This window comes from Candidatus Eisenbacteria bacterium, assembly GCA_030017955.1.
Lineage (GTDB): Bacteria > Eisenbacteria > RBG-16-71-46 > JASEGR01 > JASEGR01 > JASEGR01.
Window position 1 is genome coordinate 16604 of sequence record JASEGR010000021.1, and the last position, 23871, is coordinate 40474.

General features: G+C 54.0%; 30 protein-coding genes and 2 tRNA genes. All 32 read right to left on the reverse strand.

Going from position 1 to position 23871, the window contains the following annotated elements:
* Positions 1 to 58 precede the first annotated feature (58 nt).
* Positions 59 to 412, reverse strand: a complete 354-nt coding sequence (gene rplT / locus QME66_04935) for a 50S ribosomal protein L20 (GenBank protein ID MDI6808311.1) — start codon at positions 410 to 412, stop codon at positions 59 to 61.
* Positions 413 to 439: 27 nt separating this feature from the next.
* On the reverse strand, positions 440 to 637 hold the full coding sequence (gene rpmI / locus QME66_04940; GenBank protein ID MDI6808312.1) for a 50S ribosomal protein L35: 198 nt from the start codon (positions 635 to 637) through the stop codon (positions 440 to 442).
* On the reverse strand, positions 615 to 1211 hold the full coding sequence (infC, locus tag QME66_04945) for a translation initiation factor IF-3 (protein ID MDI6808313.1): 597 nt from the start codon (positions 1209 to 1211) through the stop codon (positions 615 to 617). The genes rpmI and infC overlap by 23 nt, the downstream gene beginning before the upstream one ends.
* A gap of 177 nt (positions 1212 to 1388) precedes the next feature.
* Positions 1389 to 3311, reverse strand: a complete 1923-nt coding sequence (thrS, locus tag QME66_04950; protein ID MDI6808314.1) for a threonine--tRNA ligase — start codon at positions 3309 to 3311, stop codon at positions 1389 to 1391.
* Positions 3312 to 3377: 66 nt separating this feature from the next.
* Positions 3378 to 3454: transfer RNA gene (locus QME66_04955), tRNA-Val, on the reverse strand.
* Positions 3455 to 3676: 222 nt separating this feature from the next.
* Positions 3677 to 4333, reverse strand: coding sequence for a (Fe-S)-binding protein (locus tag QME66_04960; GenBank protein ID MDI6808315.1), 657 nt, complete (start codon positions 4331 to 4333; stop codon positions 3677 to 3679).
* A 149-nt stretch (positions 4334 to 4482) separates the two neighbouring features.
* Complete coding sequence (locus tag QME66_04965; GenBank protein MDI6808316.1) at positions 4483 to 4710, reverse strand: CopG family transcriptional regulator; 228 nt, start codon at positions 4708 to 4710, stop codon at positions 4483 to 4485.
* Positions 4707 to 4931: a type II toxin-antitoxin system VapB family antitoxin gene (locus tag QME66_04970; protein ID MDI6808317.1), complete on the reverse strand. Its 225-nt coding sequence runs from the start codon at positions 4929 to 4931 to the stop codon at positions 4707 to 4709. Before QME66_04970 ends, QME66_04965 begins: the two co-directional genes overlap by 4 nt.
* The gene (locus QME66_04975) at positions 4907 to 5359 is read right to left on the reverse strand and encodes a DUF4440 domain-containing protein (GenBank protein MDI6808318.1); all 453 of its coding nucleotides are present in this window, start codon (positions 5357 to 5359) and stop codon (positions 4907 to 4909) included. Before QME66_04975 ends, QME66_04970 begins: the two co-directional genes overlap by 25 nt.
* Positions 5360 to 5450: 91 nt before the next feature.
* Entirely contained in the window at positions 5451 to 7088 is a 1638-nt protein-coding gene (locus QME66_04980; protein MDI6808319.1) for a hypothetical protein, read from the reverse strand.
* 155 nt (positions 7089 to 7243) lie between these two features.
* On the reverse strand, positions 7244 to 7861 hold the full coding sequence (locus tag QME66_04985; protein ID MDI6808320.1) for a DNA polymerase ligase N-terminal domain-containing protein: 618 nt from the start codon (positions 7859 to 7861) through the stop codon (positions 7244 to 7246).
* A gap of 342 nt (positions 7862 to 8203) precedes the next feature.
* Positions 8204 to 8509: a HigA family addiction module antitoxin gene (locus QME66_04990; protein MDI6808321.1), complete on the reverse strand. Its 306-nt coding sequence runs from the start codon at positions 8507 to 8509 to the stop codon at positions 8204 to 8206.
* Positions 8510 to 8515: 6 nt separating this feature from the next.
* A complete protein-coding gene (locus tag QME66_04995; protein MDI6808322.1) occupies positions 8516 to 8803 on the reverse strand; it encodes a type II toxin-antitoxin system RelE/ParE family toxin in 288 nt (95 codons plus the stop codon).
* Positions 8804 to 8812: 9 nt separating this feature from the next.
* Positions 8813 to 9466, reverse strand: coding sequence for a RhuM family protein (gene rhuM / locus QME66_05000; GenBank protein ID MDI6808323.1), 654 nt, complete (start codon positions 9464 to 9466; stop codon positions 8813 to 8815).
* Positions 9467 to 9592: 126 nt separating this feature from the next.
* The gene (locus tag QME66_05005; protein MDI6808324.1) at positions 9593 to 9826 is read right to left on the reverse strand and encodes a type II toxin-antitoxin system RelE/ParE family toxin; all 234 of its coding nucleotides are present in this window, start codon (positions 9824 to 9826) and stop codon (positions 9593 to 9595) included.
* Complete coding sequence (locus QME66_05010) at positions 9816 to 10034, reverse strand: ribbon-helix-helix domain-containing protein (protein MDI6808325.1); 219 nt, start codon at positions 10032 to 10034, stop codon at positions 9816 to 9818. Before QME66_05010 ends, QME66_05005 begins: the two co-directional genes overlap by 11 nt.
* Positions 10035 to 10135: 101 nt before the next feature.
* Positions 10136 to 10618 (reverse strand): DUF3996 domain-containing protein, encoded by a 483-nt coding sequence (locus QME66_05015; GenBank protein ID MDI6808326.1) that lies wholly within the window; start codon positions 10616 to 10618, stop codon positions 10136 to 10138.
* Between the two features lie 153 nt (positions 10619 to 10771).
* A complete protein-coding gene (locus QME66_05020; protein MDI6808327.1) occupies positions 10772 to 12223 on the reverse strand; it encodes a radical SAM protein in 1452 nt (483 codons plus the stop codon).
* Between the two features lie 279 nt (positions 12224 to 12502).
* Positions 12503 to 14299, reverse strand: a complete 1797-nt coding sequence (locus tag QME66_05025; GenBank protein ID MDI6808328.1) for a DUF262 domain-containing protein — start codon at positions 14297 to 14299, stop codon at positions 12503 to 12505.
* A gap of 74 nt (positions 14300 to 14373) precedes the next feature.
* A complete protein-coding gene (locus QME66_05030; protein MDI6808329.1) occupies positions 14374 to 15117 on the reverse strand; it encodes an ion transporter in 744 nt (247 codons plus the stop codon).
* 94 nt (positions 15118 to 15211) lie between these two features.
* On the reverse strand, positions 15212 to 15973 hold the full coding sequence (locus tag QME66_05035; GenBank protein MDI6808330.1) for a hypothetical protein: 762 nt from the start codon (positions 15971 to 15973) through the stop codon (positions 15212 to 15214).
* 291 nt (positions 15974 to 16264) lie between these two features.
* The gene (locus QME66_05040; GenBank protein ID MDI6808331.1) at positions 16265 to 16402 is read right to left on the reverse strand and encodes a hypothetical protein; all 138 of its coding nucleotides are present in this window, start codon (positions 16400 to 16402) and stop codon (positions 16265 to 16267) included.
* A gap of 55 nt (positions 16403 to 16457) precedes the next feature.
* Positions 16458 to 16534: transfer RNA gene (locus tag QME66_05045), tRNA-Arg, on the reverse strand.
* Positions 16535 to 16642: 108 nt separating this feature from the next.
* Positions 16643 to 17170, reverse strand: a complete 528-nt coding sequence (locus QME66_05050) for an adenine phosphoribosyltransferase (GenBank protein ID MDI6808332.1) — start codon at positions 17168 to 17170, stop codon at positions 16643 to 16645.
* A gap of 12 nt (positions 17171 to 17182) precedes the next feature.
* A complete protein-coding gene (locus tag QME66_05055; GenBank protein MDI6808333.1) occupies positions 17183 to 18247 on the reverse strand; it encodes a sigma-70 family RNA polymerase sigma factor in 1065 nt (354 codons plus the stop codon).
* A 25-nt stretch (positions 18248 to 18272) separates the two neighbouring features.
* Positions 18273 to 18551, reverse strand: coding sequence for an acylphosphatase (locus QME66_05060; GenBank protein ID MDI6808334.1), 279 nt, complete (start codon positions 18549 to 18551; stop codon positions 18273 to 18275).
* 20 nt (positions 18552 to 18571) lie between these two features.
* Complete coding sequence (locus QME66_05065; GenBank protein ID MDI6808335.1) at positions 18572 to 19135, reverse strand: LemA family protein; 564 nt, start codon at positions 19133 to 19135, stop codon at positions 18572 to 18574.
* A gap of 95 nt (positions 19136 to 19230) precedes the next feature.
* Positions 19231 to 20070, reverse strand: coding sequence for a TPM domain-containing protein (locus tag QME66_05070; protein ID MDI6808336.1), 840 nt, complete (start codon positions 20068 to 20070; stop codon positions 19231 to 19233).
* Positions 20071 to 20150: 80 nt separating this feature from the next.
* Complete coding sequence (locus QME66_05075) at positions 20151 to 20912, reverse strand: hypothetical protein (protein MDI6808337.1); 762 nt, start codon at positions 20910 to 20912, stop codon at positions 20151 to 20153.
* Positions 20913 to 21155: 243 nt separating this feature from the next.
* Complete coding sequence (locus tag QME66_05080; GenBank protein MDI6808338.1) at positions 21156 to 22397, reverse strand: FAD/NAD(P)-binding oxidoreductase; 1242 nt, start codon at positions 22395 to 22397, stop codon at positions 21156 to 21158.
* Positions 22398 to 22476: 79 nt separating this feature from the next.
* Complete coding sequence (locus QME66_05085; GenBank protein MDI6808339.1) at positions 22477 to 22830, reverse strand: DsrE family protein; 354 nt, start codon at positions 22828 to 22830, stop codon at positions 22477 to 22479.
* Positions 22831 to 22922: 92 nt separating this feature from the next.
* Entirely contained in the window at positions 22923 to 23243 is a 321-nt protein-coding gene (locus QME66_05090; protein ID MDI6808340.1) for a metalloregulator ArsR/SmtB family transcription factor, read from the reverse strand.
* Between the last annotated feature and the right edge of the window lie 628 nt (positions 23244 to 23871).

The window sequence follows — 23871 nt, forward strand, 5'->3', positions numbered from 1 at the left end:
CTTTCCAGGTCGAATCTTCAAAAGGGGAAACCGCGAATCGCCGGCGAGACAGAAAGCCCTAGAGATTCTCTTTCGCAAGGCTCGCAAGCTTCGAAAAGCCGGATTCGTCACTTACTGCAAGCTCTGACAGCATCTTCCTGTTAATTGTGACGTTTGCCTTCTTCAGCCCATTGAGGAAATTGCTGTAGGAGAGTCCGTTCAAGCGGGCACCCGCGTTGATCCTGGTGATCCAGAGCCTCCTCATGGTTCTCTTTCTCGTTCTTCTGTCCCGGTACGCGTACTGGAAACCTCTCATCAGGGTTTCCTTGGCGCTCTTGTGGAGCCTACTCCTGCCGCCGCGGAAACCTTTTGCTGCCTTTGTCACCTTCCTGCGCCGCGCCCGGCCGGGGACAACAGTCTTAGTTCTTGGCATTCAACTCACCACCTTTCCTGTTTTCTTTTATGCAAGACCCAGAAGCCGCTTTGCTCTATGCTCCTCAGTCGCGTGTACGAGAGTCGCTCGTCTCAATCTTCTCTTCCGCTTTCTTGTTTTGCTTGATAGCAGGTGAGCCCCGTAGGCCTTTCCGCGTTTCACCCTTCCCTTGGCGGTCACCTTGAACCTCTTTCTCGAGGCTCTATTTGTCTTGATCTTGGGCATCACTCCCCCTTTCGACCAGCTTCTCTTCGGCCGTTGTCTTCTGTGGTTTGGGCACCGTGATCTGCGGTTTGGGGACCATAATTTGAACAAGATTCCTGCCCTCAAACCTTGCGGTTCCATCCAGAAGACCCACTTCGGTCAAGTCACCGGTGATTCTCTGAAGAAGTTTGAATCCCGTCTCGGAATGCGCCATCTCCCTGCCTCTGAAGGTTATTGTGAATCTCACCTTGTCACGGGCAAGGAGAAACTTCCTGGCATGAACCACCTTGAACTCGTAGTCATGCTCATCGATCTTGGGCCTGAACTTGACTTCCTTCAGCTTCATGATGTGCTGCTTCTTCTTGGCTTTTCTTGCACGCTTGTTCTGTTCATACATGAACTTGCCGAAGTCCATTATCCTGCACACGGGAGGTTTTGCTGTTGGTGATACTTCGACAAGGTCGAGACTCTTGCCTTGAGCAAGGGAAAGGGCTTCCTTGACAGGCAGAACCCCAACCTGTTCTCCATCGACACCTATGACTCTTACGGTCGGAACTCTTATTCTCTCGTTAATCCTGATCTGCTTATTTGCCACCTAGGGTTCCATCTCCTTTCTGAAAGTGAAACAGGCGCCAAGGGAGTTCCCTCCCCGGGTCGCCTGTCCCAAACACCTGCGAACGACCTCCAAGTAATGACCTTGCCAGCTCGCCAAGATGGGCCGCAAGGTGAGAAGGGACTTCCTTCCACTTTGATTCTAACAACTTGAGCGATGTTATCGTTTTTCCTTGTTCTCCGCAAGTAATTTCGTTGAGAATTCCTGAAGATCGAAACTTCCCAGGTCGCCTCCTTTCTTAGACCTTACAGAGATACATCCCGATTCTGCCTCTCTCTTTCCGATCACGAGCATGTACGGGATCTTCATGAGCTCGGCATCTCTTACCTTCGCACCTATTTTCTCATCCCTGAAGTCGGTTTCACACCTGACGCCGCTCCCTCTCAATACATCGGCAAGTTTCTGTCCATAATTCTTGTTTTCCTCAGACACGGTGAGAATAATGACCTGAACGGGCGAAAGCCATAGAGGGAACTCGCCCGCGTAGTGCTCGGTCAGAGTCCCTACGAATCTCTCCATGGACCCGAGGACAGTCCTGTGTATCATGAAAACCTGGTGTTCCTTTCCGTCTTTCCCGACATAGCAAACGTTGAACCTTTTCGGGAAGTTGAAGTCAAGCTGAATCGTCGGGCCCTGCCAGCCTCTTCCAAGCGCATCCCTGAGTTTTATGTCTATCTTCGGGCCGTAGAAAACCGCTTCACCGACTGCCCTCTTGTAGCTGTCGCCTGACCTCTTGAGCGCTTCCTCGAGAGCAGACTCTGCGGTTTCCCATTCATCATCGCCGCCCGCGTAGCCGGCAGGATTCGCAGGGTCCCGCACGCTCAAGTCAATGTCAAACTCCTTGAAGCCGAAACTCGTGAGCATGAACTTGGCCAGATCAAGCACGCCTACGAGCTCTCCCGGAAGCTGCTCCGGAGTGCAGAAAATGTGGGCATCGTCCTGAGTGAATCCCCTGACCCTCTCAGTTCCATGAAGCACTCCGGACCGTTCCTGCCTGTACACAGTCCCGAGCTCGGCATATCTCACCGGAAGCTCCCTGTAGCTTCTCTTCTTCGACTGATAGACAAGAATGTGAAACGGGCAGTTCATTGGCTTAAGAACGTACTGTTCCTTTTCAACCTCGAGGAGGTACATGTTCTCCTTGTAGAATTCGAGATGGCCTGACGTGGCCCAGAGCTCGCCTCTGGCTATGTGAGGGCTCATGACGAGCTCGTATCCTCTCTTCAGATGCTCGTCCTTCCAGAAATCCTCAATGACCCTTCGCAATGCGGCGCCCTTGGGATGCCAGAGAACAAGGCCCGGCCCGAGCTCTTCTCTCAAGCTGAAAAGCTCAAGCGCCTTTCCAAGCTTCCTGTGGTCTCTCCTTTTGGCCTCTTCAAGCTTCTGCAAATATTCTTCGAGGTCTTTCCTGGAGTGGTACGCGGTGCCGTAAATCCTCTGGAGCATTACGTTTTTCTCACTGCCTCGCCAGTAGGCTCCGGCACACGAGAGCAGCTTGATTGCCTTGACAACACCCGTTGAAGGGAGATGCGGACCCCGGCAGAGATCGGCGAAATCACCATGCGTGAAAACCGAGACAGTGTCCTCTTCGATTCCTTTGAGGAGCTCCACCTTAAGATTTTCGCCCTTCTTCTCGAAGAGTTTTATTGCTTCTTCCCTTTTCATGACCGATTTCTTGAAAGGCATGTTCGCGCTTATGATTTCATGCATCACCATCTCTATTGCGGAAAGGTCTTCAGGCAAGAAAGCCGAATCCTTCTCAAAATCGTAGTAGAAGCCGTCTTCAATCGCAGGGCCGATACCGAGCTTGACGTCCGGAAAGAGTCTCTTCACCGCCGATGCCATTATGTGAGATGCGCTGTGGCGGTAGATTTCTCTTCCTTCCTCGGTGGAAAAGCGAAGCAGACGAGGAGAGCAATCGTCTTCGATGCGTGTATCAAGAGGAAGGATTTCCCCTCCAATCTCCACGGCAAAACAGTCGCTTTCGTCCGCCCCGAGTTTCTTCAGGACATCAGAGACCGGAGAACCCTTCTCAATCTCCAATGACTGTCCTTCGAGATTCACTTTAACCTTCTGCTGCATATTCTCTCCTTACAAGTGATTATATAGATACGCGGCACTGGTCTATCATGGCCGCGTGGACAGGGATGGTGGGCGATACTGGAATTGAACCAGTGACCTCCTGCATGTCAAGCAGGCACTCTAGCCATCTGAGCTAATCGCCCCCATCTTTTCCATCTCTCTTTCCAAACTCTAGCCCTCGCGCCCCGTCCTGTCAAGTAATTCGGGGACACATCACTCAATTCTTTTGCCCATTGCAGGCTCATTACGGGCCTTCTGCTGAGGCGTCTGCCCGAGCAGCCTCGGCGGTCATCCTCTCCCCTCCTCCTCCCAATTCCCTCTCCCCCTTGGGGAGAGGGTAGGGTGAGGGGTCTCAAATCATTCTCTCAAGTATGGCTGTTGACATATTCATCAAGCTCTCTGTGCCATGCATCCGGCTCGTATGTCTTCGGAACGGTATCTTCCTTGAATAGCAAATCAACCAGATATCTCGGGCGCTTCCCTCCCACGAACATCGCCTTGGCGCATGAAACGCAGTACACGATTATATCTTCAACCGGCATCTGAGACGCCTTCTTCTTCATCTGTTTTACAACATCTTTCGTCGGGATGTTCCCCCAGGAAATGTCGCCGCAACAGGTGCTCTTGGTCCTTGTCCTTCTGGGCTCAACAAGAGTGATGTTCATCTTGCTTGCCAGCTTCCGCACTGCGCTGTGCACTCTTGTCTGGTCTCTGGTTGGGCAGGCATCAATAATAGTCATTTTCCGCTTCCGGTAGTCCGGAAAAGGAAAGAAGGAATCTTCTGCGAGCACTTCCCAAAGGGAGACGGTTGACGAGCGTTTGTAGTTCTCTCGATATCTTCTGTCGCAGCCAGGACATACGTTGATTACTTGTGTCCCCGAAGCCAAAGGCGGAACATGCCTGCAGCAAGTAAGCAGCATTTCCATCGGCCCGACGTTCTTGACGAGAGTGCCGTGCACCTTCTCAGCAAGATGCGGCTTGTAGATCATCAACGCACATCCGGGTGCAAATAGCCTTTTCACTGAATTCTCCGGCTGACGGGATGTGTCAAGAGTCGTGGATAGGTACAATGCGGGCTGTTACTTTCCAAGCGAAGCGTCCCATGGAGTTTCATCTGCCCTTGTACACATCGCGTCGGTGATCCACCCTTACCACATTCTTGAACAGAAGCTTATAGTTTGCCATGCGACTTCAGATCCGCAAGCAACTGCTCATATGTCATCGTTGGCTCGTCCGAGCGTTTGTCAAAAGCGGCAAGATATTCCTGGTCCTCCCGCAGAACCATCCGAACTGCATCATTCACAAGCGCTGACACGCTGCGCTGCGTGTTGGCCGCCTTTGTGCGCAGGGCTCTGTGGACTTCCGGGCTAAAGTAGATAGTGGAGCGCCTGGCATTCACTCTGGTCCCCTCCTCCACCCATCAAGGTCGCCTTCCCAGCGTACCACCCCTTTGAGCTCCAACACTTTCTTCTGACGTCCGTGCCTCAGCAATTCCCGCAGCGCGTGCTCAATCAATGCCTGGGTCGTTCGAATTCCGGTCTCCTTCCGGCATCTGGCAAGAAGCTGATCATCAAGCACAACGCTTGTTCTCACCTTCACGGTTTCGGCGGGCAGTCGCATGGGGGGCATCCCTTGTCGAACACGACCTTCCGGCGGCCGTCGGCTTCGCGGCGCCAGATTGAGTTAAACGTGCCAATCTGCTTCCCTTGCGGATCGCGAACAGGACCGGAGCTGAGCGCCAGTGTGCCCGAGTCGAGCACCTCCACTTGTTCGGGCTCCCAGGAAAACGGCGCCTTTGGGCCTTCGAAGAATTGCTTCCAGCCCGCGGCTACTGCTGCTCTTCCGCGCAGGACGCTCTGTCTGCTAAAGAAGAGCGCATCGTCCGCGATAAACGATGCAAACGTGCTGCAGTCGCGCGCAGCCATCGTCTTTGCGAAGGCCGTTTCTGTCGCGCGCACCTGGAGGGTGAGTTGTGCATTGCTTTCACTGTTGGCTGCCATGGCCGGCTGAGCGACTAACAGGGTCAGGATCAACAGAACTATTCTCATCATAGCGTTTTCTCCATTCCGCCGAGTGCTGTGCCCGCGAAATCATGATGATCCCGGCCATAGCCTGCCCGGGAAAGAGCCAATCTCCATTCTAAGGTTTCCCTCGCTTGGTCGGCTTCGCAGCGGGTTTCTTCGCGGCCTCTTCAGACGTCAGCATGCCACTGTACGCGTTATACATTTCCTGTGCGTCCTTGTCGTCCGGATGGTCCCTGACCCACTTCTTGAGAATGCCCACCGCTTCTGCCTTTCTTCCATCCTCCCAGTACAAAACGCCAAGAGCCTTCACCGCATCTCCAGATTGCACGGATTTACACACCTTTTCGAGTTCAACGATCGCACTCTTCCGCTGCCCCGTCCTCTCAAGCATCACAGCATACTTGAAACGAATCTGCGGCCCAAGTTGCGGGTCGTTGCCGAATTTCTTCAACATACTCCTGTAGTGATCGCGCGCCTTGTCGAAACTTCCGACTGCTTCGTAGAAAATCCCAAGCCAGCCAACGACTCCTTGAAAGTAAGGATCGATCTTACTTGCGGCCTCCATCTCCACAACTGCTTCATCCATCTTCTCTGCTTCCCGAAGCTGCCAGGCAAGCCTCACGTGTGCAGCAGCGTAATTGTTCCGCGCGAGCCCGAAATGAGGATCTTCACCAAAAACTGATTCATCATATCTTCTATTCTTGGTGTACAGGCTGTCATACTTGAAGACCTCGTAAAGATTCTTTTTCATCTTCTCAGCGTCAACCTTGCCATTGGGACCTACTTCATCGGATAGGACCCTCAGAACCAGACCCTCGAGACTGAGCCGGGGCGTGAGTCCAATCTGATCGGGCACTGTGGCAGCCAGATAGATCGGAAGTTTCGCGGAGCCCCGGGCCTCATTGGTTTCGAGAATATGCTTCACCATTATGTCCTTGATAAACACGAACTCGCTGTTCTCGTTCTCGTACGGGGCAAGCGAATCAATCGCGCCGTCGGACATACTGATCGGTACCTCTGGCTTCTGGTATTTCACTTGTTTTATGTACCAGGGCACGTTAAGAAGGCTGAGGTTTACAACGCGAACGTCCCTCCTCAGATTTCTTACTTCCTGAAGATACCAGAGTGGATAGGTATCGTTATCGCCGTTTGTGAAGAGAATCGCGTTCTTCTCGAGCGGCGCCATCATGTTGTAGGCGTACTCGGCTAGCACCGGAGAGATGTATCCCAGGGAAGCCATTTTCTCGAGCGCCGCCCTGGCTGTCTTCATGTCATTCAATCTCGCAGAAGCCATCATAAGAATAGGATATGTCTCGGCGTACCCTGGATCGGACAGGGATGCCTGAAGCAGACGCTTTTGAATCCACTGAACTTGCCTCTCGTCAGAAAAGTCCTGATCGCCCAGCGAGACGCTTACAACCAGACAGGCAGCATCGGTTGAATCGATCTCGATCGCCCGGCGAAACTTCTGCTCACTTTGTTCTCTGTCGCCGCAAATCTCCAGTGCTCTTCCCCACTCCACCCAGGCCCGCACTTCATCGGGGTGCTGACCGGCGTATGCTCCCCAGTCTGCGGCGAGTTTCCGGCACTTGTCGAGTGTGTAGCTCGCGCGAGTGATGCTCAGAACGTGAGGAGGCCGCTTGGGAGGACGTGGCGATTGAGCCGCAGTCTTTTTGGCAGGTGCACCTTCACAAAGTGCATACACCCAGACGAGGAGAATGGACAAAATCAGCAGAACTTTGCCGCTTCGCATAAGTCGTGCACCTCCTTCTAGAAAGGTGGTCGCATTTTGCGACAACCTCAGCTGTCTCCTCCCCGTTCCCCTCTCCCATTACCCACAACTGTAGCAGCAACCTGACTCAAGGCCAATCCTCGGCACGCTCCGTTGATTCGAGGATTGTCCTCCCGCTACCCGTTCGCAATCTCCTCCATCGTGCGGCCCGTCGTCACCGAAGTCTGATGCTCGGCCACGACATCGGATTTTGGATCGGCAAACTCGTCGCGATGTTTGATTAGAAGCCACTGAGGTTTCTTCGGGTCGCCCCGGCGGATTCGTACGAGGATCCAGGACCCACGGAGCCGTTTACCCTCAAGCACAAATTTGAAGTCTCCCCTGGCGTAACCGTGGCGCAGGCCTTCAAGGGCGTCGGGCTCGTCACCATCGTACCGATAGGTGCCCTGATCCCAGAGCATCACCGTTCCTCCTCCATACTCCCCTTCTGGGATGGCGCCTTCAAAACTGCTGTACTCGATAGGGTGATCCTCGACCTGCATGGCCAGGCGCTTGTTCGCCGGATCCAGGCTCGGTCCTTTTGGTACGGCCCAGCTCTTCATCACACCGTCGAGCTCGAGCCGCAGATCGAAGTGCAGATGGCTCGCGGCATGCTTCTGGATGACATATGCGAGCTTGCGATGTTTCACTGCCCCTCTCCTACCAGCCGGCTCAGCAGTCTTCGAAAAATCCCGCTTCCGCCGGTACTCAGTGAGCGAGCGCCTTGGAGAGCGGGAAGGTGTCTTTCGCGGCATACAGTTCAGCGGCGGCGTGGGGTTACCGGGCGTGACGGCTTGCTATGCCAGGCACGGCTCACCAACGGATACTTATTGGGGCTTTCCAGTGATTCGACCTCCAAGTGGAGTTCATCGCTCTACGAAGACCGTCGGACTCATAGCGCAATTTTAGCATGATTCACTTAGATGCGCTAGACCGGATCGCGGGCTAACGCAAACTCGATAGACGGCAGGGGGAGGGGTTGAGGTGCCCGGCCAGTGCTCGCACCACGTGAAGTCCCCGTGGGCTGACTAGTGCGGCCGCCAATCCGGTGTGCGCCGAGGCACCAGGCCGGTCGGTCCATCGCCGACTCGAGCTTGTCAACCCGATTTGCGATACCGGCCAACTTCTTGGTCCAGGCGGTCTCCCAGCCGGTCCGTTTCGACGTCAAGCTCGTAGTCCATTTGCAGCCCAAGCCAGAATTTTGGGGACATCTTGAAGTAGCGGGCCAAACGGAGAGCTGTGTCGGCAGTGAGCGCACGCTTGCCTAGCACGATTTCATTAATGCGCCGCGGAGACACCCCGATGCCGCGTGCTAGCTGGTTCTGGCTGAGACCCGAGGGTTTGAGGAACTCCTCAAGAAGGATCTCCCCGGGATGAACTGGGTCTAGCTTCTTGCTGGCCACAGCGAATCACCCCCTGTGATAGTCTACAATGTCCACGTTGTAGGCGTCACCTTGCTCCCAGCGGAAACATATGCGCCAACGATCATTGATCCTTATACTGTGTTGCCCTTGTCGATCTCCTTTCAGTGCCTCGAGGCGGTTCGCAGGGGGCACACGCAAGTCCTGCAACGTCTCGGCCCTATTGAGCATTCTCAGCTTCCTCAGGGCAATCCGCTGGATATCCGGAGCGAGTCGACGCACCGGATGGCGATCGAAAAGAGCTTCAGCCTCTCGAGATCTGAAAGACCGAATCATAGGCTCAGGTTATGACGGATAACGTCGTAAGTCAAGATATAGCTCTTCTTTCGCTGCGCCTCTTGGCTCGGTCAACAAACGTTTGTCGTAGCGCTGCAGCCAAAGGAATGTATGCGTGTAGCGGGCGATGACCTCCACCAGCCCACGCCCCATGTCCGTGGTCAGCTGCGGGCTCGCAATAGTTCGGCGCAACAAATCCAGCGCCGCCTCGATTTCTTTGGCGTTGGTTTCGAGCCGCTGACGGTTGATGGTGATGCCTCTGGTCAGATGTTCGTGCAGCACCCGCGTGGCCCAGATGCGGAACTGCGTCCCGCGCTTGGAATTGACTCGATAGCCAACGGAAAGGATGGCATCGAGGTTGAAATGTTCAACCCGACGTTCGACGGTGCGCCCGCCTTCATCTTGAACTGTTGCAAAAAATGCAACAGTTGATCTGCGGTCGAGTTCACCTTCCCGGAACACATTGCCCAGGTGTCTGGAGATAACGGACTTGTCTCGCTCGAACACTGCGGCGATCTGGTTGAGGCTCAGCCAAAGGGACTCCTGCTCCAGACGTACCTCAAGATGGCCCCCTCCCTCCCTGGGTTGGTAGATGACGATCTCGCCCCTGCCGCCGTCGATGGTCCGGGTTTCTCCCCGGTGTTCCTTTCCTCTTTTTGCCATGTCATAATTCTCCGCTAAACGCCCGGCGCAACAGGGCCGCCGACAGGGCGTTGATGGTATTCAATTCTACTTCCACAGCCACACGGATTTTCTCCGCTCAGTGCAACTCTATTCATAAATACCTCGTTAGTGTCCGATCCGAAGAACCAGGACATCCTGTCCCAGAATGGTGTAGATAACGCGGTAGTCTCCGACTCGACACTTTCTGAGGCCCCCGAACTTGCCCTTCAAGAGTGGGTAAGATTCGGCGTTTTCTGCTAGATTCTTCTCGATGCGCCTGAGAGCCCTACGGGCCTCCTCCTTGCCCAGTCTGGCGAGATCCCGGGAAACCGACTTCTTGTAGACGATATTATAGGCCAAGGGATTTCTTAAGCTCTTTACCGGATACTACGGGGTCGGTCCTGTCATGTAGACGATCAAGTGCTATCTGCAGGTCTGCATAATCCTCAAAATAAGACTCGAGTGCCTTTTGAACAATATAGGACCTCGGTCTCTCTGTCTCCCTGGCAACGCCATCCAGCTTCCTGGCCAAGTCGATGGGGAGTCTCACTGAAACGGGCTTAGTCATAATGTACCTCCTGTATTCTTTGTATTACATTGTACACTATAACATCTCAGCATGCAAGCCCTTTTCACCGGAAGCCCCGAAGGCGTTGTCGGCAACCTTGACTATCGGAAGTAGTATCTTGCTCCGATTGCTGCGTTGATATCGAAGTCCGTGTCTGGTGCCACGTCAAGAATGGGAACAACTTCCAGGAAGATATCGATTGGGTGGCGGGCGAACATGTAAGCGATCCCGAATGGTATGCGGACACCGACTGAGGCATTTCCATCATTCGCTCCATCTCCATTATTGAGTCTGATCCTGGCCCCCACACCATAGTAAACCGGAAGCCGGCCCTCGGATTCCTTGAGCTTCAGAAGGGTGAAGTTGTGAATCAAATAGTCCGCATGGAACTGAAATGCTTCGTTCTCCGAAAGGGACCAGGCGGCAGCACCATCCACGGCACGCGTCCCACTAATCCATGTCTTGATGCTGATGCCGGTTGGTTCCCCAACGATCACGCCGACGCCCAGCCCCTCTTCACCTCTTGCCTCTACCATTCCAAACGCCAGGGCAAACAACACGAAAACTAGTGATACCGTTTTCATCTGTCCCTCCCTCTGTCTTTTGTCTACATCGCGGTTTACCGGCCGCGTGTTGGGCGAGGCCTGGCAGAGGCGGTTGTTGAATTGTGGCGTGTCACTGCCTCTCTGCCACCAGTTGGTTTGGCGGTCACCGAGAAGTTCCGCTTCCGTCGGTACTCAATCAGCGGCTGTCGCAGAGAACGTCTGGCTGTCGTCGGGAGTCTCTTCCCCGCTGACCTCACCTGCACCATTGAACCTATTCCCCACCTCACGCTTGAAGACCGCGTATCCCTTGCGGTCCAGACAGATGTTGCTCCTGTATGAAAGATTGGCCACCAGACTGATAAGCGGCTTCCGGCGCTGCCATAAACAGGTCCACGCCCTGTGCAGAATACGAGGCAGAAAATAGAAATTCCCGTTGCAGGAGAGCATTTCCTGCATGACGCCATCCAGAGAAAAATGCTTATACCGGGCCACGGGATGGGTCAGCGTGTAATATTTCCAGTCTTCCGGAAACGTATTGAGGACGATGCGGCCCTCCGATTTCATCTGGTCCCACAAGCGCGTGCCGGGCAAGGGTGTCAGAAAAAGCGCGTTGAGATTGTCCACGCCGTACTCACTGGCCGCCCCGGCGATACGTTTGCCGATGCCCTGTTCGTCTATATTCAAACCGATGATAAAGGAACCCATCACCGGGATGTTGTGCCGCTGTATGCGCCGCACGGAGGCGCGGAAATCCCGGCCCTTCATAAGATTGAACTTCTTGCCGAGTTCCAGAAGCCCTTCCGTCGTGGGGGTTTCGAAACCGATGAAGACACCGCTGCAGCCGGCTTTCGCGGCCAACGTCAGAAGCTCTTCGTCATCGGCGAAGTTAATGGTGGCCTGGGCAATCCATTCTTTTTGCAAGTTTGCCTTTGCTAAAGCGCGGAACAGATCCTTGGCGCGGGCGATGTGTTCGGGACGCGTACCGACGAGGTTGTCGTCCACCACCAGAACATGCTTCTCACGAATCGACTGGAATTCCCGCACGACATCAGGAATTGGCCGCTGACGGTAGCGGGCCCCATTGAACGTCGTCACACTGCAGAAGCTGCAGTTCAAGGGACAGCCTCGCGTGGTCTGAATGGATCCGAAGGCATATCCCGTAGTCAGCAAATCATGACGTGCGAGCGGGACATCGCTCATCGAGGCGAACCCTCCGTCATACCGGCGCTTCAGGGTGCCATGCCGGGCGTCCTCCAGGACCTGCGGCCAGATGGCCTCAGCTTCCCTCGTGACGATCGAGTCCACACGCTCCATGGCCTCATCCGGGCACATGGTTGCGTGAATGCCGCCCATGACGACGGGCACGCCTAGATTCCGGAAGTGAGTGCTCACTTCATAGGCGCGGTTCGCCTGTGAAGTGAACGCAGTAATTCCCACTAGGTCCGGCCGGGGCATGGCCTGATAGTCCGGCACGTCGAGGTTCTCGTCCACGATCGTGATTTCCCACTCCGGCGGGGTCAGGCCCGCGAGAACCATCAAGCTGAGCGGTTTCCACACGCGGTAACGGTTCCAGCGGCTCTCCTTGACCTTGATGATGCTGACAAGCGGGTTGGATGGGTTGATCAGATACAGTCGCATTTTCATTCTTTTCCTCTTTCAAACCACAAAACTCTTCAATCCGATCAAAGTCCCGGTCATTCTACAACGGAGCAGTTTTGTGTTCAAGAGGTGATGCAGCGATTTGTGCAGTTTACAGCCTTGCTGACAGTGATGTCCCGGTATTGCGGGTTGCGATATATGTGAGGCGCGTTAGCAGACGTTGGTTACACTACGCTGGGAGTGGACTGTTTGCTTAGAACCATCTGCGGCTGGTTACCTGCGGCACAGTAGTGCGTGAGCATCAAGGGTTCAAGATCTTGATAATCAAAGTGCATCAAACCAATGCTTGATCTTCAGTGCCATGAGCTTACGGCGCTGTTCCAGAAAGTCGTCATATACCGGAATTCTTCCGTCGAGCATGGACTCGGGTACGCAATGCGTTCGCAGATTAGCACGTATCTCGGCCGCATCAGTGATCCCGCCGTACTTCTTCTTGCCACCGTTGCACTGCTCGGCCAGTTCCTTGAAGTACCGATCGGGCGGCTTGTCGCCGATGGCGATGTTGATCTCACTCTGGGCCAGCACGAAATTGGCGATCTGGTTGTAGCGCCCGCGTGAGAGGCCCTGCATTTTCAAATACTTCTTCGGGTAGACGTGATGCACATCGTTCCGGTTGAGCAGCAAGTCGAGCACGGTGATGTCGCGCGAGAGGAACCCCTTCTCGCCTAGTTTCACCTGCGCCGCCTGATAACAAAGAAAGTACGGACTCTGAGCAGAGGAGGTATCCATCAGCTGCGGCAGCATGCCGGTCCAGAAGGTCTCGGGCAGCTCGTTTTCAGTCACCGACTCGGCGTAGTTCGCGAGTCCGTGCGTCTCGACCTGGCGGATGTCTAAGTCGAATGCGGTCTCTGGGCTGCCAGTATACCGCCCACGTAGTACGGACATGACATACCAGCGCCGTACCAACCGCTCCAGGTCAGCTGGCGGCACGTCATCCGAACGCCCGCGCAGGTAGAGAATGTAGGCAAAGTTCACTGCGTTGCGGCCGCCGATGAGGTCGCTGGTCACGAACCCTGCCGAGCGCAGGATCATGGTGATCCGGTCGAAGTGAGTCTTGTTGATGAAGGTGAGGACACCTTTCTTGAGTCTGGCAAAGGATTCCTCGGCAATAGCCTCCTCGAACTGCTTGGTCTCGAAGTTGCGGCCCGATACCAGTGCGACCAGATCCTGCAGCCTCCCACGTCGGAACTCGGACGTGAATGCTACGCGCAACATGTCCGTGTAGGTTGGGTCGTAGATATCGTCGTTCGTGTCCTTCAGCCAGCGCATCTGGGGTAGGAACTCGGAGGTGGCGAACGCCTTGTCATTCTTCTCAATTATGGGCAGAAACTCCGGTGCAACTGCAAGGTGGCAGAAGTAGTCGATCGCCTTGCGCAGGAGGTTCCCGCCGTAGGTCTCGTTGACAGCGATTTTCGACATGGCGAAGTCGGCCTGCGAGAGTTCGGTACCGGCCGAGTTTACGCGGATGAAGATCTCGGTGACCGTTTCGATGTCGAGGTCCTCGGCGAGTTCAATTACGCCGACATGGTTGTTGATGATCTTGCGGAGCTTCTCAAACACCCGCGACACGCGCTTACGGTCGGCGGCGGGGTTCTTCTCGGTATAGTTGTCGGTCAGTTCGGTGAGGCTGGCGTCGGGCGCGAAGACCTCGGCTACGTCTTTTATCCAGGCTACGTCCTTGGCGATGGCTGGGTTAGCGACCTCGAAACGCTCCTCCTGTGGGTGAAAGGCGATGCGGATGCGAACGGTTTCGTAGTCTTTGGTCAGCACCTCCCAGCCGAGCAGCGCCGCCATCAGCGCGGTGACCCGCTGCTGGCCGTCAATGAGGATGCGCTTTCCGGTAGATGGTGTGCCGTCCTTGAGCCTTACGGTCGGATTGCGCCACGCGATCAGATAGCCGACCGGGTAACCCTGGTAGAGTGAGTCCAGGAGGTTACGGACCTTAGTCGCATCCCACACGAAAGGACGCTGGATCTCCGGGATAGCGATCTCCTCCGATTTGACCCAGGTAAGGAGGGTCTCGACAGGATGTGGGGTGACGGAGTATCGTTGCGTAGCCATGCTCAGTACCTCGGTCTCAAGAACTTATCCATTTCACTCATAGTCATCTCTGGAGTCCTAACACTTGTTGGAGCTCATCTGATCTTCCCTTGCGTTCCAACAATCTCTGCTAGATCGTCAATCTTGGCCTCAAGCTGCTCGATCTTGCCGGACTCGCGACGGGATGATGGCTGCAGGAACCAAGAAGCGACGAAGCCGGCGAACGTGCCGAAAAGGCCGACGCCGGCCACCATGAGCATTGCGGCGACAACCCTTCCTTCGGCGGTGACGGGATACTTGTCACCGTACCCCACAGTGGTAATAGTAACAATGGCCCACCACACAGCGTCCTGGGCTGATTTGATATTAGCTTCAGGCGTCGACTCGCAATGAAGAATTGCAACCGCGGAGAACGCGACCATTAGAATGGTCACGAGGGTCGCCGCCAGGACGGCGGACTCGGCGCGTCTGTTGAGGACGAAACTCGCCAGGATTCGAGTGGCGCGAAAGCCACGAAGTAGGCGTACGACTCGGACTATCCGGGCTACTCGCCCGATCCGCAGGATGGGAATGGCTGGAATGCTTGACAGAAGGTCAATCCAGCCCCACCGATAGAAGTACTGCCATCGTCGCGGCGCACGGGCGAAACTTAGAAGGAAGTCAACAAGGAACACCATGCAGACACCCGTATCTGTGTATCCGAGGACCTGCCGAGTAGACGGTGAAAGAGGAACTACCGCTTCGATTGCCAGCACGACGATGGCGTACAAACACAAGGCCAGAATGAATAGCTGATACGGCCTTACGCTCTCGGGCCTGCGGGCACCACTCTCGTTCATAGTCTATCCGTTTACCATGAGCATAAACAATGAGGCTGAGCGGCCCGCGAAGCCGGACTACTCCGGCTTGACGTTGGACGGCATATTCCCTGGCTCATACGAAAAACAGGGACGGTTCCCCGAACGTGAAGGTCTCACCCTTGAGCAACGCCGATCTCACGTCGTGTCCCATCTTGCGTTCTCCGGCGTCCCACCGTGCCAGCAGACCTGCATAGATCCTAGAAGGCACAGTCGGCGTGGCAATAGCGCCGAGTTTCAGCGACGATGTCGGCACGAGGGCTCGAAGTCCGCGTAGAGCATCGAGGTAGCAGTCGCGATGTGTCACATCGAAAATCTGATATAGGACAGCCCGGTGTGCCGCTCGCGGAAAGCACGCGGACGCGGCGCGGTGTATGAGCTGATAGGGCAGGTGGAGTACACGGTCAACAGTCAGTTTGTCTTCTGTAGCCGTGTGAAGCATGTCGAGCCACCCACCAAGAACGTCGCATCGGTTTGTATCGCGCGGCTCATGTAGCCATGCGCTAACCGTTTCGTACTCCGGCTCGGTGTACTTGGCCTCGATCGCGATGGCAACCGATGACGAGATGATCATGAGATCTGTGCAGGATGGCTTTCCCCGGCCGCGCCTGACACCGACCGAATGCTCAAAGGAGAACGTAATCGGCGCGACTACCGGAAAGCGGAGCTGATTCTGGAGTGGAGTAAGTCTCGCAAGGGCATCCTGCCAATATGCGACGAGCGGGATCGTCGACCGTCGCGGCGAGTTGAGATCGGCATCATGCAGGGCGCCTACGATGCCCCGCCAATCAGGTTGCGGTGTACCCCTCATGGATAGAAGCAACTCAGCCTCATTCATCGTCGCAAGCCGCTCAACTGAATGTATACTGCAAGGATAACAGGATAAACATTGCAAGTCTCACAGCACAACTTGAATCTAACACAACCGCGGTCTGAGTGCAACTTCTGTTCTGTCATCGAGTCTGAGCAGCTTGTCACTTGAGCAATTTCCAGATTATGCCATGGGAACCGCTATTTAACTGGGTAATAACTGCGGATATCAGCTGAGGAGCGCGGCGGCAGGCTGAGGTCAATCTCGGAGTTGTCGTGTCCGGGAGTTCAGGCTGAAGAGCAACTGCCGGGCCACGTCTTACTTGCTGATAACCGACCTTCTCCCCTTTCGCCTCATGATCCCGCTTTTCTTCGGGACCCCGAGCTTGGGAACAAGAGTCTTCTTTCTTATCTGGGACGGTTTGAGAATTCGTCTTGGTCCTTGAATGCTTTTCATCTTTTCTGGTCTCGCATGAACACCTCTAGAGACCTGCGCGACCTGTGTCAAGAACTGGTACCCCCGGGGTGAGTCGAACACCCGGCACACGGTTTAGGAAACCGTTGCTCTATCCATCTGAGCTACGGGGGCAAAGACAAGAATCAAGAATCGAAACCGAGAACCGGCCCGGAGAATCAAAGTCGAGATGCCGACGTCCGCAACCAGGCCTCAAGAAACGCAAAACCGGAGCAACGACCCTCACTCGCTCTCATATTTCACGAGTGAGAATACGTCATAGCCGTCGAGCTTTTCTCTGCCGTTCAGGAAAACGAGTTCGATGAGGAAGCCGATCCCGCACACGTTGCCGCCGAGTTTTTCCACCAGCTTCACTGCGGCGAGCGCAGTCCCCCCTGTTGCGAGGAGGTCGTCAATCACGAGAACGTTCTGTCCCCTGGAAATCGAATCCTCATGAATTTCGATTGCATCTGTTCCATATTCGAGGTGATATTCTTCCCTGACTTTCTTCCAGGGCAGCTTCCCTGGTTTTCTTGCAGGGATGAATGGAAGCCCTCGCTTGAATGCGAGCGCGCCGCCGAGAATGAAACCCCTTGATTCTATTCCGAGCACGGCATCAACCTTCGTCCCTTTGAAATGTTCGTCGAGCAAAGAAACTGCGCGCGAAAACTGTTTCCCATCGTTGAGAAGAGTAGTTATGTCCTTGAATACGATTCCCGCCTTAGGAAATCCGGGAACATCTCTTATGTACTTCGATAGCTCCTGGCTCACGCGTTCCTCCTCTTACACAAACGTCCCGGACTGGAAAGACCTCTCGGTCATTTCTACCAGCCGTTTCATCTTGAGCAAAGCTCTCTTCTCCAGTTGGCGGACTCTCTCCCTGCTCACGCCAAAGAAAGACCCAGTTTCAGCGAGTGTCCTTGTCGTGCCGTCATAGAACCCGTACCTTATTCTTAATATTGTTTCCTCCCTCTTGGGAAGTCTTTCAAGAAGTCTTGATATCCACTCGTTCCTCAGGTGAAGCTCGACAAGGTCTTCCGGTGACGGTGCGACAAGCGCCGGCTGGGTTTCGGCAAGTCCGTCGAGCGCTTCCAAGCTTGAAACGTAATCAAGTGACTTTATGCTCTCGATCAGTGTGCCGACTTTCTCGACTTTCTTGAGAGGTTCCTTGATTTCAGCTGCAGTCTCCTCGATGGTCGGTCTCCTGGCCAGCTTCTGCGTGAGCTTTTGTTCAGCTTTGATGTAGCGGTTGGCCAGATGAATGACATGCAGAGGAATTCTCACAGTCCTGGATTGGTTCGCTATACCTCTGGAGATTGACTGTCTTATCCACCACGAAGCATAGGTGCTGAATCTGAAACCCTTCGTGTGGTCGAACCTGTCCACAGCGAGTATCAATCCGAGGTTACCTTCTTCCACGAGGTCAGCAAATGGAACACCGGAGCTCACATAGTTCTTGGCCATCTTTATTACGAATCTGAGGTTGGAGACGATCATTTTCTTTCGCGCCTCTTGACTTCCATTGCGCGCTGCCATGGCGCAAGCGACTTCTTCGGTCGGACTGAGCAAGGGATACTTTCTGACTTCTCTTACATAGATCTGGAATGAGTCTAATATCTCAGGCGGCAGTTCCTTGTCAGGTCGCTCTTCTTCTTCTTCCTTGATTATGACGCCAAGGTCTCTTGCAAGGTCCAGGAACAACGCGAACTCGGTTTCGTCAAAATCCGCACATTTGGCAAGCTCGTCGATGCTGTGTGAAGAGAGGAACCCTTTTTCCTTTCCTTTTTCGAGAAGCGCAGTGACCTTCTTCTTGAAGTCCTGTTTCGACTGCTTCTGCTTTGAAACCAAGGTGCTCCACCCTTTCGCCCGGGTGCTAGAATTTCACATCAAAGCTCTTCAAGTCTCCTTGGAATTCCTTCCATTCGACGAAAACGTTTTCAACGCTTGCCGCTCTTGGTCCGACCCTGAGCTCTGTCACCAACTCCTCTATGAGGCCTCTCTCCCCCTCTGCCTCGACTTCCACATCCCCGTTTCTCAAGTTTCGCGTGTATCCGGAGAGCCCGAGCTCATTGCCTATTCTTATGGCAAAGAACCTGTATCCAACGCCCTGAACGACTCCTTGAACAATAATGTGAGCTCTTACTTGAGCCATGCTTTCCGTCGAGCCCGTGACTAGAATTTTACCTCAGGAACTTCCTTAGCGCCAGCTTCAGCCTCGAAGTATACGCCCGGCTTATCCAGTCCACGCCGCTTGGCAAAGAATTTCCCGAACACTTCACGAATATAAGTGTTAAATGCGCGGACTGATTCGTTATATCTCTGCCTCTCAACCGCTATTCGATTCTCGGTTCCCTCGAGCTGTGCCTGCAGAGTTTGGAAGTTCTCCGAGGCGCGAAGCTGCGGGTAATTCTCCGCAACCAGAAGGAGCCTCGAAATTGCACCAGTCATGGCCTTCGCGTTCTCTATCTTTCCTTCCGTGGTTGTCGCGCCTGTCCACCCACTTCTGAGTTTCGTGACCTCTTCGAATAGGCTCGATTCATGCTTTGCATAACCTTTGACAGTCTCGACCAGGTTTGGAACCAAATCGTTTCTTCTTTGAAGCTGCGCTTCAACCTGTGCCCAGCTGCCGTTGACTTGCTCGTTGAGCCGGACGACTCTATTGAGACCGTTCACGTACCACGACAGGATTATTATTACTACGATCAATATTCCAATGAGCCATGCAGCATTTTTCATGTCATCTACCTCCTCGGTTTCTTGTTACCAACCACCTCTGACTTCTCTGGCTAGCAGATATTCCAACGCGCCGCTAAGCGCTCGAAGCAGAAACTCTACCAGCCACCGCCTGCTCCTCCACCGCCGCAGCTACCACCGCCGAAACCACCGAATCCGCCGCCAAATCCACCTCCCTTCAGGCCGCCGCCGAATCCGCCAATCATCCAGAAAGGAAATCCGGTGGACCTGCGGGAACCAGGACGCCGTCCTCCACTCGACACAATCATCAGGATTACAAAGATAATGACAAAAATAATAGTCATCACGGAACGGACATTCTTCCGAGCCGAAATGTCCCGCGGCAGGGCAGCGAGCCTGTCAACTGATGCCAATGTGACGCCTTCCTGTTTGGCAATCCGCGCCGCAATCACGTTGACTGCAGAAAGAAGCCCTCCGCCATAATCTCCTTCTCTGAAAGACGGGCGCAGTATGTTCCGGTAGATCTGAGATGCTATTGCATCGGGTATCACATCCTCGAGTCCGTAGCCGGTCTTGATCCAGAGCTTCTTGTCTTCAATGGCCGCGACGAGCAAGAGCCCGTTGTCTTTTCCCTTCTTGCCGATTCCCCATTTCATGAAAAGGTCAACTGAATAGTCATGTATCTCGATCCCGCCTGTCGTTTTGACAGTGACCACAACGAGCTCTGCCCCTGTCTTTTCCTCGAGTTCGCAGGATATCGCTTCCATTCTTGCCTTGGTCTCTTCCGGTATCACTCCGGCAAAATCATCAACAAATCCGACTGGCCTGGGAACCTCCTCTGCAAAAGCGAATCCGGGACAAGGATTACTTTGAAGGCCCAAGTTGTTCGCCACGAATGTCAGCCCGGGCAGTTTGTTTGTAAACTGGAGGACACCAGGCGTGAAAGTGAGAAGGGCTAAAGCGGCCAGTCCAGCCAATGCACGGAAGTTACAACCGCGGCAATTAGCGGCTGAGAAGTGGTCTGCAGGGAATCGGGGTGGAAGCAGCTTTTTGGACTTCAAGGTTTTTCTCTGGTGCGAAGTGTGTCGGCAAAAGAAGCAAGTTCCTCAATGCAAACAAGATACTCTGAAAGAAGCTTCTCCTCTTCGCCTTGCGGGACTCTTTTTCTCCCAAGTTTCATATCGAGGATAGTTGTCAGAATCCCAGACCTGATGCCGAAGGCCTCGGATACGGAACTGACAATCTCAGCTTTCCTGCGCGGAGGCTTCATATCCTTGAGCACAAGCATCGCTCTGAAGATTGGAATCAGGGAGTTGAGCGACTGTTCAAGGACCTTCTCAAGCCCTCTTTTTGCCAGACCAATCTCAAGGTAGGCCTGCCTTACTCGAAGAAGAGCTCCTTTGAGCTGCTGCTCACATTCAAGCCGGAGACTCTGGTTGCTGAGCTCAACGCCTGCAAATGGGTCTTCTCCGTAGACCAGGAGACTCGTTTCCCGCATATCAAGAAACTCGATCGGGAAAACGTCAAGCGATGTTGCGACATAGCTGGGCGTAAGAAAGACCGGGGCCACTATGCGCTTTTTGAAGCCTGACTCCACAAGCTTGAGGCATTTTCTCAAGAAAGCGGGACTGATTTCCTTGACCAGAAGAGCGATGTTGACGTTCGAATGGCCGGGAACAAAGTCAGGCCCGGTTGCGCTCCCGAAGATGAATGCGGATTCAATTGCATCTCTCTCGATGGCAAGGAAGTCTCGAAGATATGGCTCGACGACTTTCGCAACATCAGGTCTCAGTTTTTCAAGGTTCTTCAATGGTTCCAAAGTTTCACCTCCGGAACATGCCGGAAACAATCAACTTTTGCCCAAACAGTATAAGCATTCAGAGCACAGTGTCAAAGGATTGTGTTAGCGGAGTTTCCCCTCACCTCAATCCTCTCCCCAGGAGGGAGAGGAAGAATAAACCCCTCACCCTACCCTCTCCCCGGAGGGAAGAGGATCAACGCGAGGGGAACTATGTCGAACTACTGACCTTATTCAGTGCAGATGTGTCGAAAGCGGCCGCAATCATACATTCACGGGTATCCTTAGAACTCTGGCCCCGAGCGAGAGCATTGACCGGAACAATGTCTTCCGGACCCCAAACGGAGAAAGCCACCACTTCTCAAACAGGACCTTCCCCAGGTGCCACGCTTTTCCGATGTCCCGCAGTTTGAGCTCCGGAGCCGGTTCACCGAAGAAATCTCCGAATGCAAAGCCGGCAAGACCCTCCCCCGCTTCGAGCATGCAATACCCGGTTCCGCAAAATTCAGCCGTGGATGTACGGCCGGCGATGTCATCGGCAACCCTCCGCGCAACCACTTCGGCCTGCGCATGTGCAAAGACTCCGGCTTTCGGCAGCATCATCGGCACATCGGGCTTCCACCGCCCGGGGATGCTGAGTGATGTGATGTCGCCGATTGCGTAGATGTTTTCGATTTTTGTCTTAAGCGTGAAACGGTCAACTGGAATCCACCCGGCCTCATTTACGAGTTTGGCTTCCCGGACAAGAGAAGGAGCGCGATGCGGCGGAATAGCTATGAGCAAGTCGTACCGGACCGGTTTGATTCCGTCAAAGACGAGTTGGCGCTCCAGTGCGTTCAGCGACGCCAGCTTATGCAGTGGATGAAACGAAATGCCTTTGGATGTCAGCATTTGCTTGACTGCCTCGCCAAGTTGCGGGCCTGCAACGGGCATCGGTTGTGGCTCAGGCGTATAGAGATGTATATCTACTTTGTCCTGAATCCCACGCCTGCGGAAATAGTCGGCCATCAGCATTGCGGCTTCATGAGGCGCGCCGGGACATTTGTATGGAACCGAGCAAACAACCAGTGTAACGTTTCCCCCATTGAATTGAGCGAGAGTTTGCTGGAGTTTTCGAGTTTCTTGAAACGTGTAAAACGAATGAGCAGTTTGTGAAAGGCCGGGTATAGCCTCCGGGGCGAGTTCTGCTCCCAAAGCGATGACCAGGTAGTCGTAGCCGAACGTACGCTCCGAAGTTGCGACAGAGCGATTGGGAATGTCGATACTCTTCGCCTCCGCTTGAACGACTTCGATGCCCCGGTGGACGAGAGATCCCAGGGGCCTGGTAATACTTTCCGGCCGCCGGCCGCCCACCATCAGCCAGAGAAACGACGGAGCAAAGGCGTGCTCAGCGGTCTTCTCAACAAGAACGATTCTGTGATGCCGTGCCAGCCTGCGACGGAGTTCGTTGGAAACGACAAGTCCGCCGACCCCTCCGCCTAATACTACGATTGTTTTTGCGTTCATTCCAACTCCTCCAGGTTAGATGCGCCGCCTGCGCCCGGCCCGAAATCCAGTCTCCGAAGAGAGGCGCACGTACTCGCCACTAAAACGTAAACGCTTTGTCGGCTTCGACGGACCACCGCGCCAATTCCATCATATTGCTTCTCTCAACACCCTCGATCAGTTGGGCGTTGCTAATCCCCCGGGGATCAAGACAGCTGCCGCAGGTTTTCACTTTTCCGCCGCGGGCGACAACTGACTTCAGCATCCGCTCGATGTTGTAGTATCCCTGAGGCGTTGTTTGGTTTGGGATTGCACAAGCGACAGCGTCAGCAATCAGAAACACCAATACCTGCGCGGAAGGATGATCCTTCTCGATGCTCATTGCCAGCCGCAGGGCGTTATACGCTTTCTCCGTGCCATACGGAGCGTCATTGATGAGTATGAGCATTTTCATTCAGAGTTCCTCCGTGGCCGCTTGACTTCGAAGAATGACAGAACCAACTGTCGGAAGAGAACTTTCGCAACATGCAGTGTCCTGGGTTCCCCTCACGTGAGACTCTTGAGAATCTTGTCCCTTTGAGAATGATGTTCGACCAGCACTTCACGCATTAGGTCGCACGCCTTGATGACCTTCGGATTGGAGATGCGGTAGTAAATGTTCACACCGTGACGCCGCGAGACTAGGATTCCTGCTTTCTTCATTAGAGAAAGATGCTGTGAAACGTTGGCTTTTGAGATTGACATCTTCTTGGCGATATCGCCTACGCTCATTTGCTTCCCCCGTAGTATGTTCAGCATTTCAAGGCGCTTCGGGTTCGATAGGGTCTTGCAGATTTCGGCGTGTAGATTATAGAGTTGTCTGTTCATACGGCTCCAATTGTTATCAGATATTATAGTTTAGAAACTCTGCAACCATTCTACGGACGCGCCGGTTAGCTGTCAAGTCTTTTTGTTAGCCTGCCCAGTTAGGGGGACTTATTGACTTTGGTTGGAGAAGGATTGAATTCGGGCACATATCACCTAATTCGGTTGGGGCTCGGCCCGGGTCGGAGCACAGCCAGCGAAACGCTCACTCCGGGTCGGTGATTACGAAATATGGCGCAGGTTGGCGAACGTTTGAGTGCCTAGAATTGAGTGATGTGAGACGATAACCGTGTTTGCATGGGGTCCTTGCTGATAAGATCAGGGAAAGCTTTGCGTAAGTAGTTACCCGGTTCTTACCAGGCAAGGAGGGTCCCATGCATTATGTTGGTGTAGATTTACACAAGCGGTCTGTTGTAGTTACGGTTCTTGGTGATGATGGGCAGCTGGTTGAGACCAGGAGTTTTTTGTGTATGGAGGAGGAGGCTATCCGGGAGTATTTCAGGAGTATTCGTCCTTTCAAGGCGGTCATTGAGGCCTCGTCCAGTTATCGTTGGTTATATGATGTTATGAGTCCGTTAGCCTGCTTTATGCATAAACTTACATGAACATGGTATCGAGTGCCACAAGTTAC

Coding starts and splice junctions, on each gene's coding strand:
- QME66_05030 (MDI6808329.1), bottom strand. CDS start 15,117: ATGAACGAGAGTGGTGCCCGCAGGCCCGAGAGCGTAAGGCCGTATCAG.
- QME66_05010 (MDI6808325.1), bottom strand. CDS start 10,034: ATGACTAAGCCCGTTTCAGTGAGACTCCCCATCGACTTGGCCAGGAAG.
- QME66_04980 (MDI6808319.1), bottom strand. CDS start 7,088: ATGCGAAGCGGCAAAGTTCTGCTGATTTTGTCCATTCTCCTCGTCTGG.
- rpmI (MDI6808312.1), bottom strand. CDS start 637: ATGCCCAAGATCAAGACAAATAGAGCCTCGAGAAAGAGGTTCAAGGTG.
- QME66_05040 (MDI6808331.1), bottom strand. CDS start 16,402: ATGAAAAGCATTCAAGGACCAAGACGAATTCTCAAACCGTCCCAGATA.
- rhuM (MDI6808323.1), bottom strand. CDS start 9,466: ATGGCAAAAAGAGGAAAGGAACACCGGGGAGAAACCCGGACCATCGAC.
- QME66_05035 (MDI6808330.1), bottom strand. CDS start 15,973: ATGAATGAGGCTGAGTTGCTTCTATCCATGAGGGGTACACCGCAACCT.
- QME66_04995 (MDI6808322.1), bottom strand. CDS start 8,803: ATGATTCGGTCTTTCAGATCTCGAGAGGCTGAAGCTCTTTTCGATCGC.
- rplT (MDI6808311.1), bottom strand. CDS start 412: ATGCCAAGAACTAAGACTGTTGTCCCCGGCCGGGCGCGGCGCAGGAAG.
- QME66_05080 (MDI6808338.1), bottom strand. CDS start 22,397: ATGAACGCAAAAACAATCGTAGTATTAGGCGGAGGGGTCGGCGGACTT.
- thrS (MDI6808314.1), bottom strand. CDS start 3,311: ATGCAGCAGAAGGTTAAAGTGAATCTCGAAGGACAGTCATTGGAGATT.
- QME66_05025 (MDI6808328.1), bottom strand. CDS start 14,299: ATGGCTACGCAACGATACTCCGTCACCCCACATCCTGTCGAGACCCTC.
- QME66_05060 (MDI6808334.1), bottom strand. CDS start 18,551: ATGGCTCAAGTAAGAGCTCACATTATTGTTCAAGGAGTCGTTCAGGGC.
- QME66_05065 (MDI6808335.1), bottom strand. CDS start 19,135: ATGAAAAATGCTGCATGGCTCATTGGAATATTGATCGTAGTAATAATA.
- QME66_04975 (MDI6808318.1), bottom strand. CDS start 5,359: ATGAGAATAGTTCTGTTGATCCTGACCCTGTTAGTCGCTCAGCCGGCC.
- QME66_05015 (MDI6808326.1), bottom strand. CDS start 10,618: ATGAAAACGGTATCACTAGTTTTCGTGTTGTTTGCCCTGGCGTTTGGA.
- QME66_05085 (MDI6808339.1), bottom strand. CDS start 22,830: ATGAAAATGCTCATACTCATCAATGACGCTCCGTATGGCACGGAGAAA.
- QME66_05090 (MDI6808340.1), bottom strand. CDS start 23,243: ATGAACAGACAACTCTATAATCTACACGCCGAAATCTGCAAGACCCTA.
- QME66_04985 (MDI6808320.1), bottom strand. CDS start 7,861: ATGCCGCGAAAGACACCTTCCCGCTCTCCAAGGCGCTCGCTCACTGAG.
- QME66_04970 (MDI6808317.1), bottom strand. CDS start 4,931: ATGCGACTGCCCGCCGAAACCGTGAAGGTGAGAACAAGCGTTGTGCTT.
- QME66_05020 (MDI6808327.1), bottom strand. CDS start 12,223: ATGAAAATGCGACTGTATCTGATCAACCCATCCAACCCGCTTGTCAGC.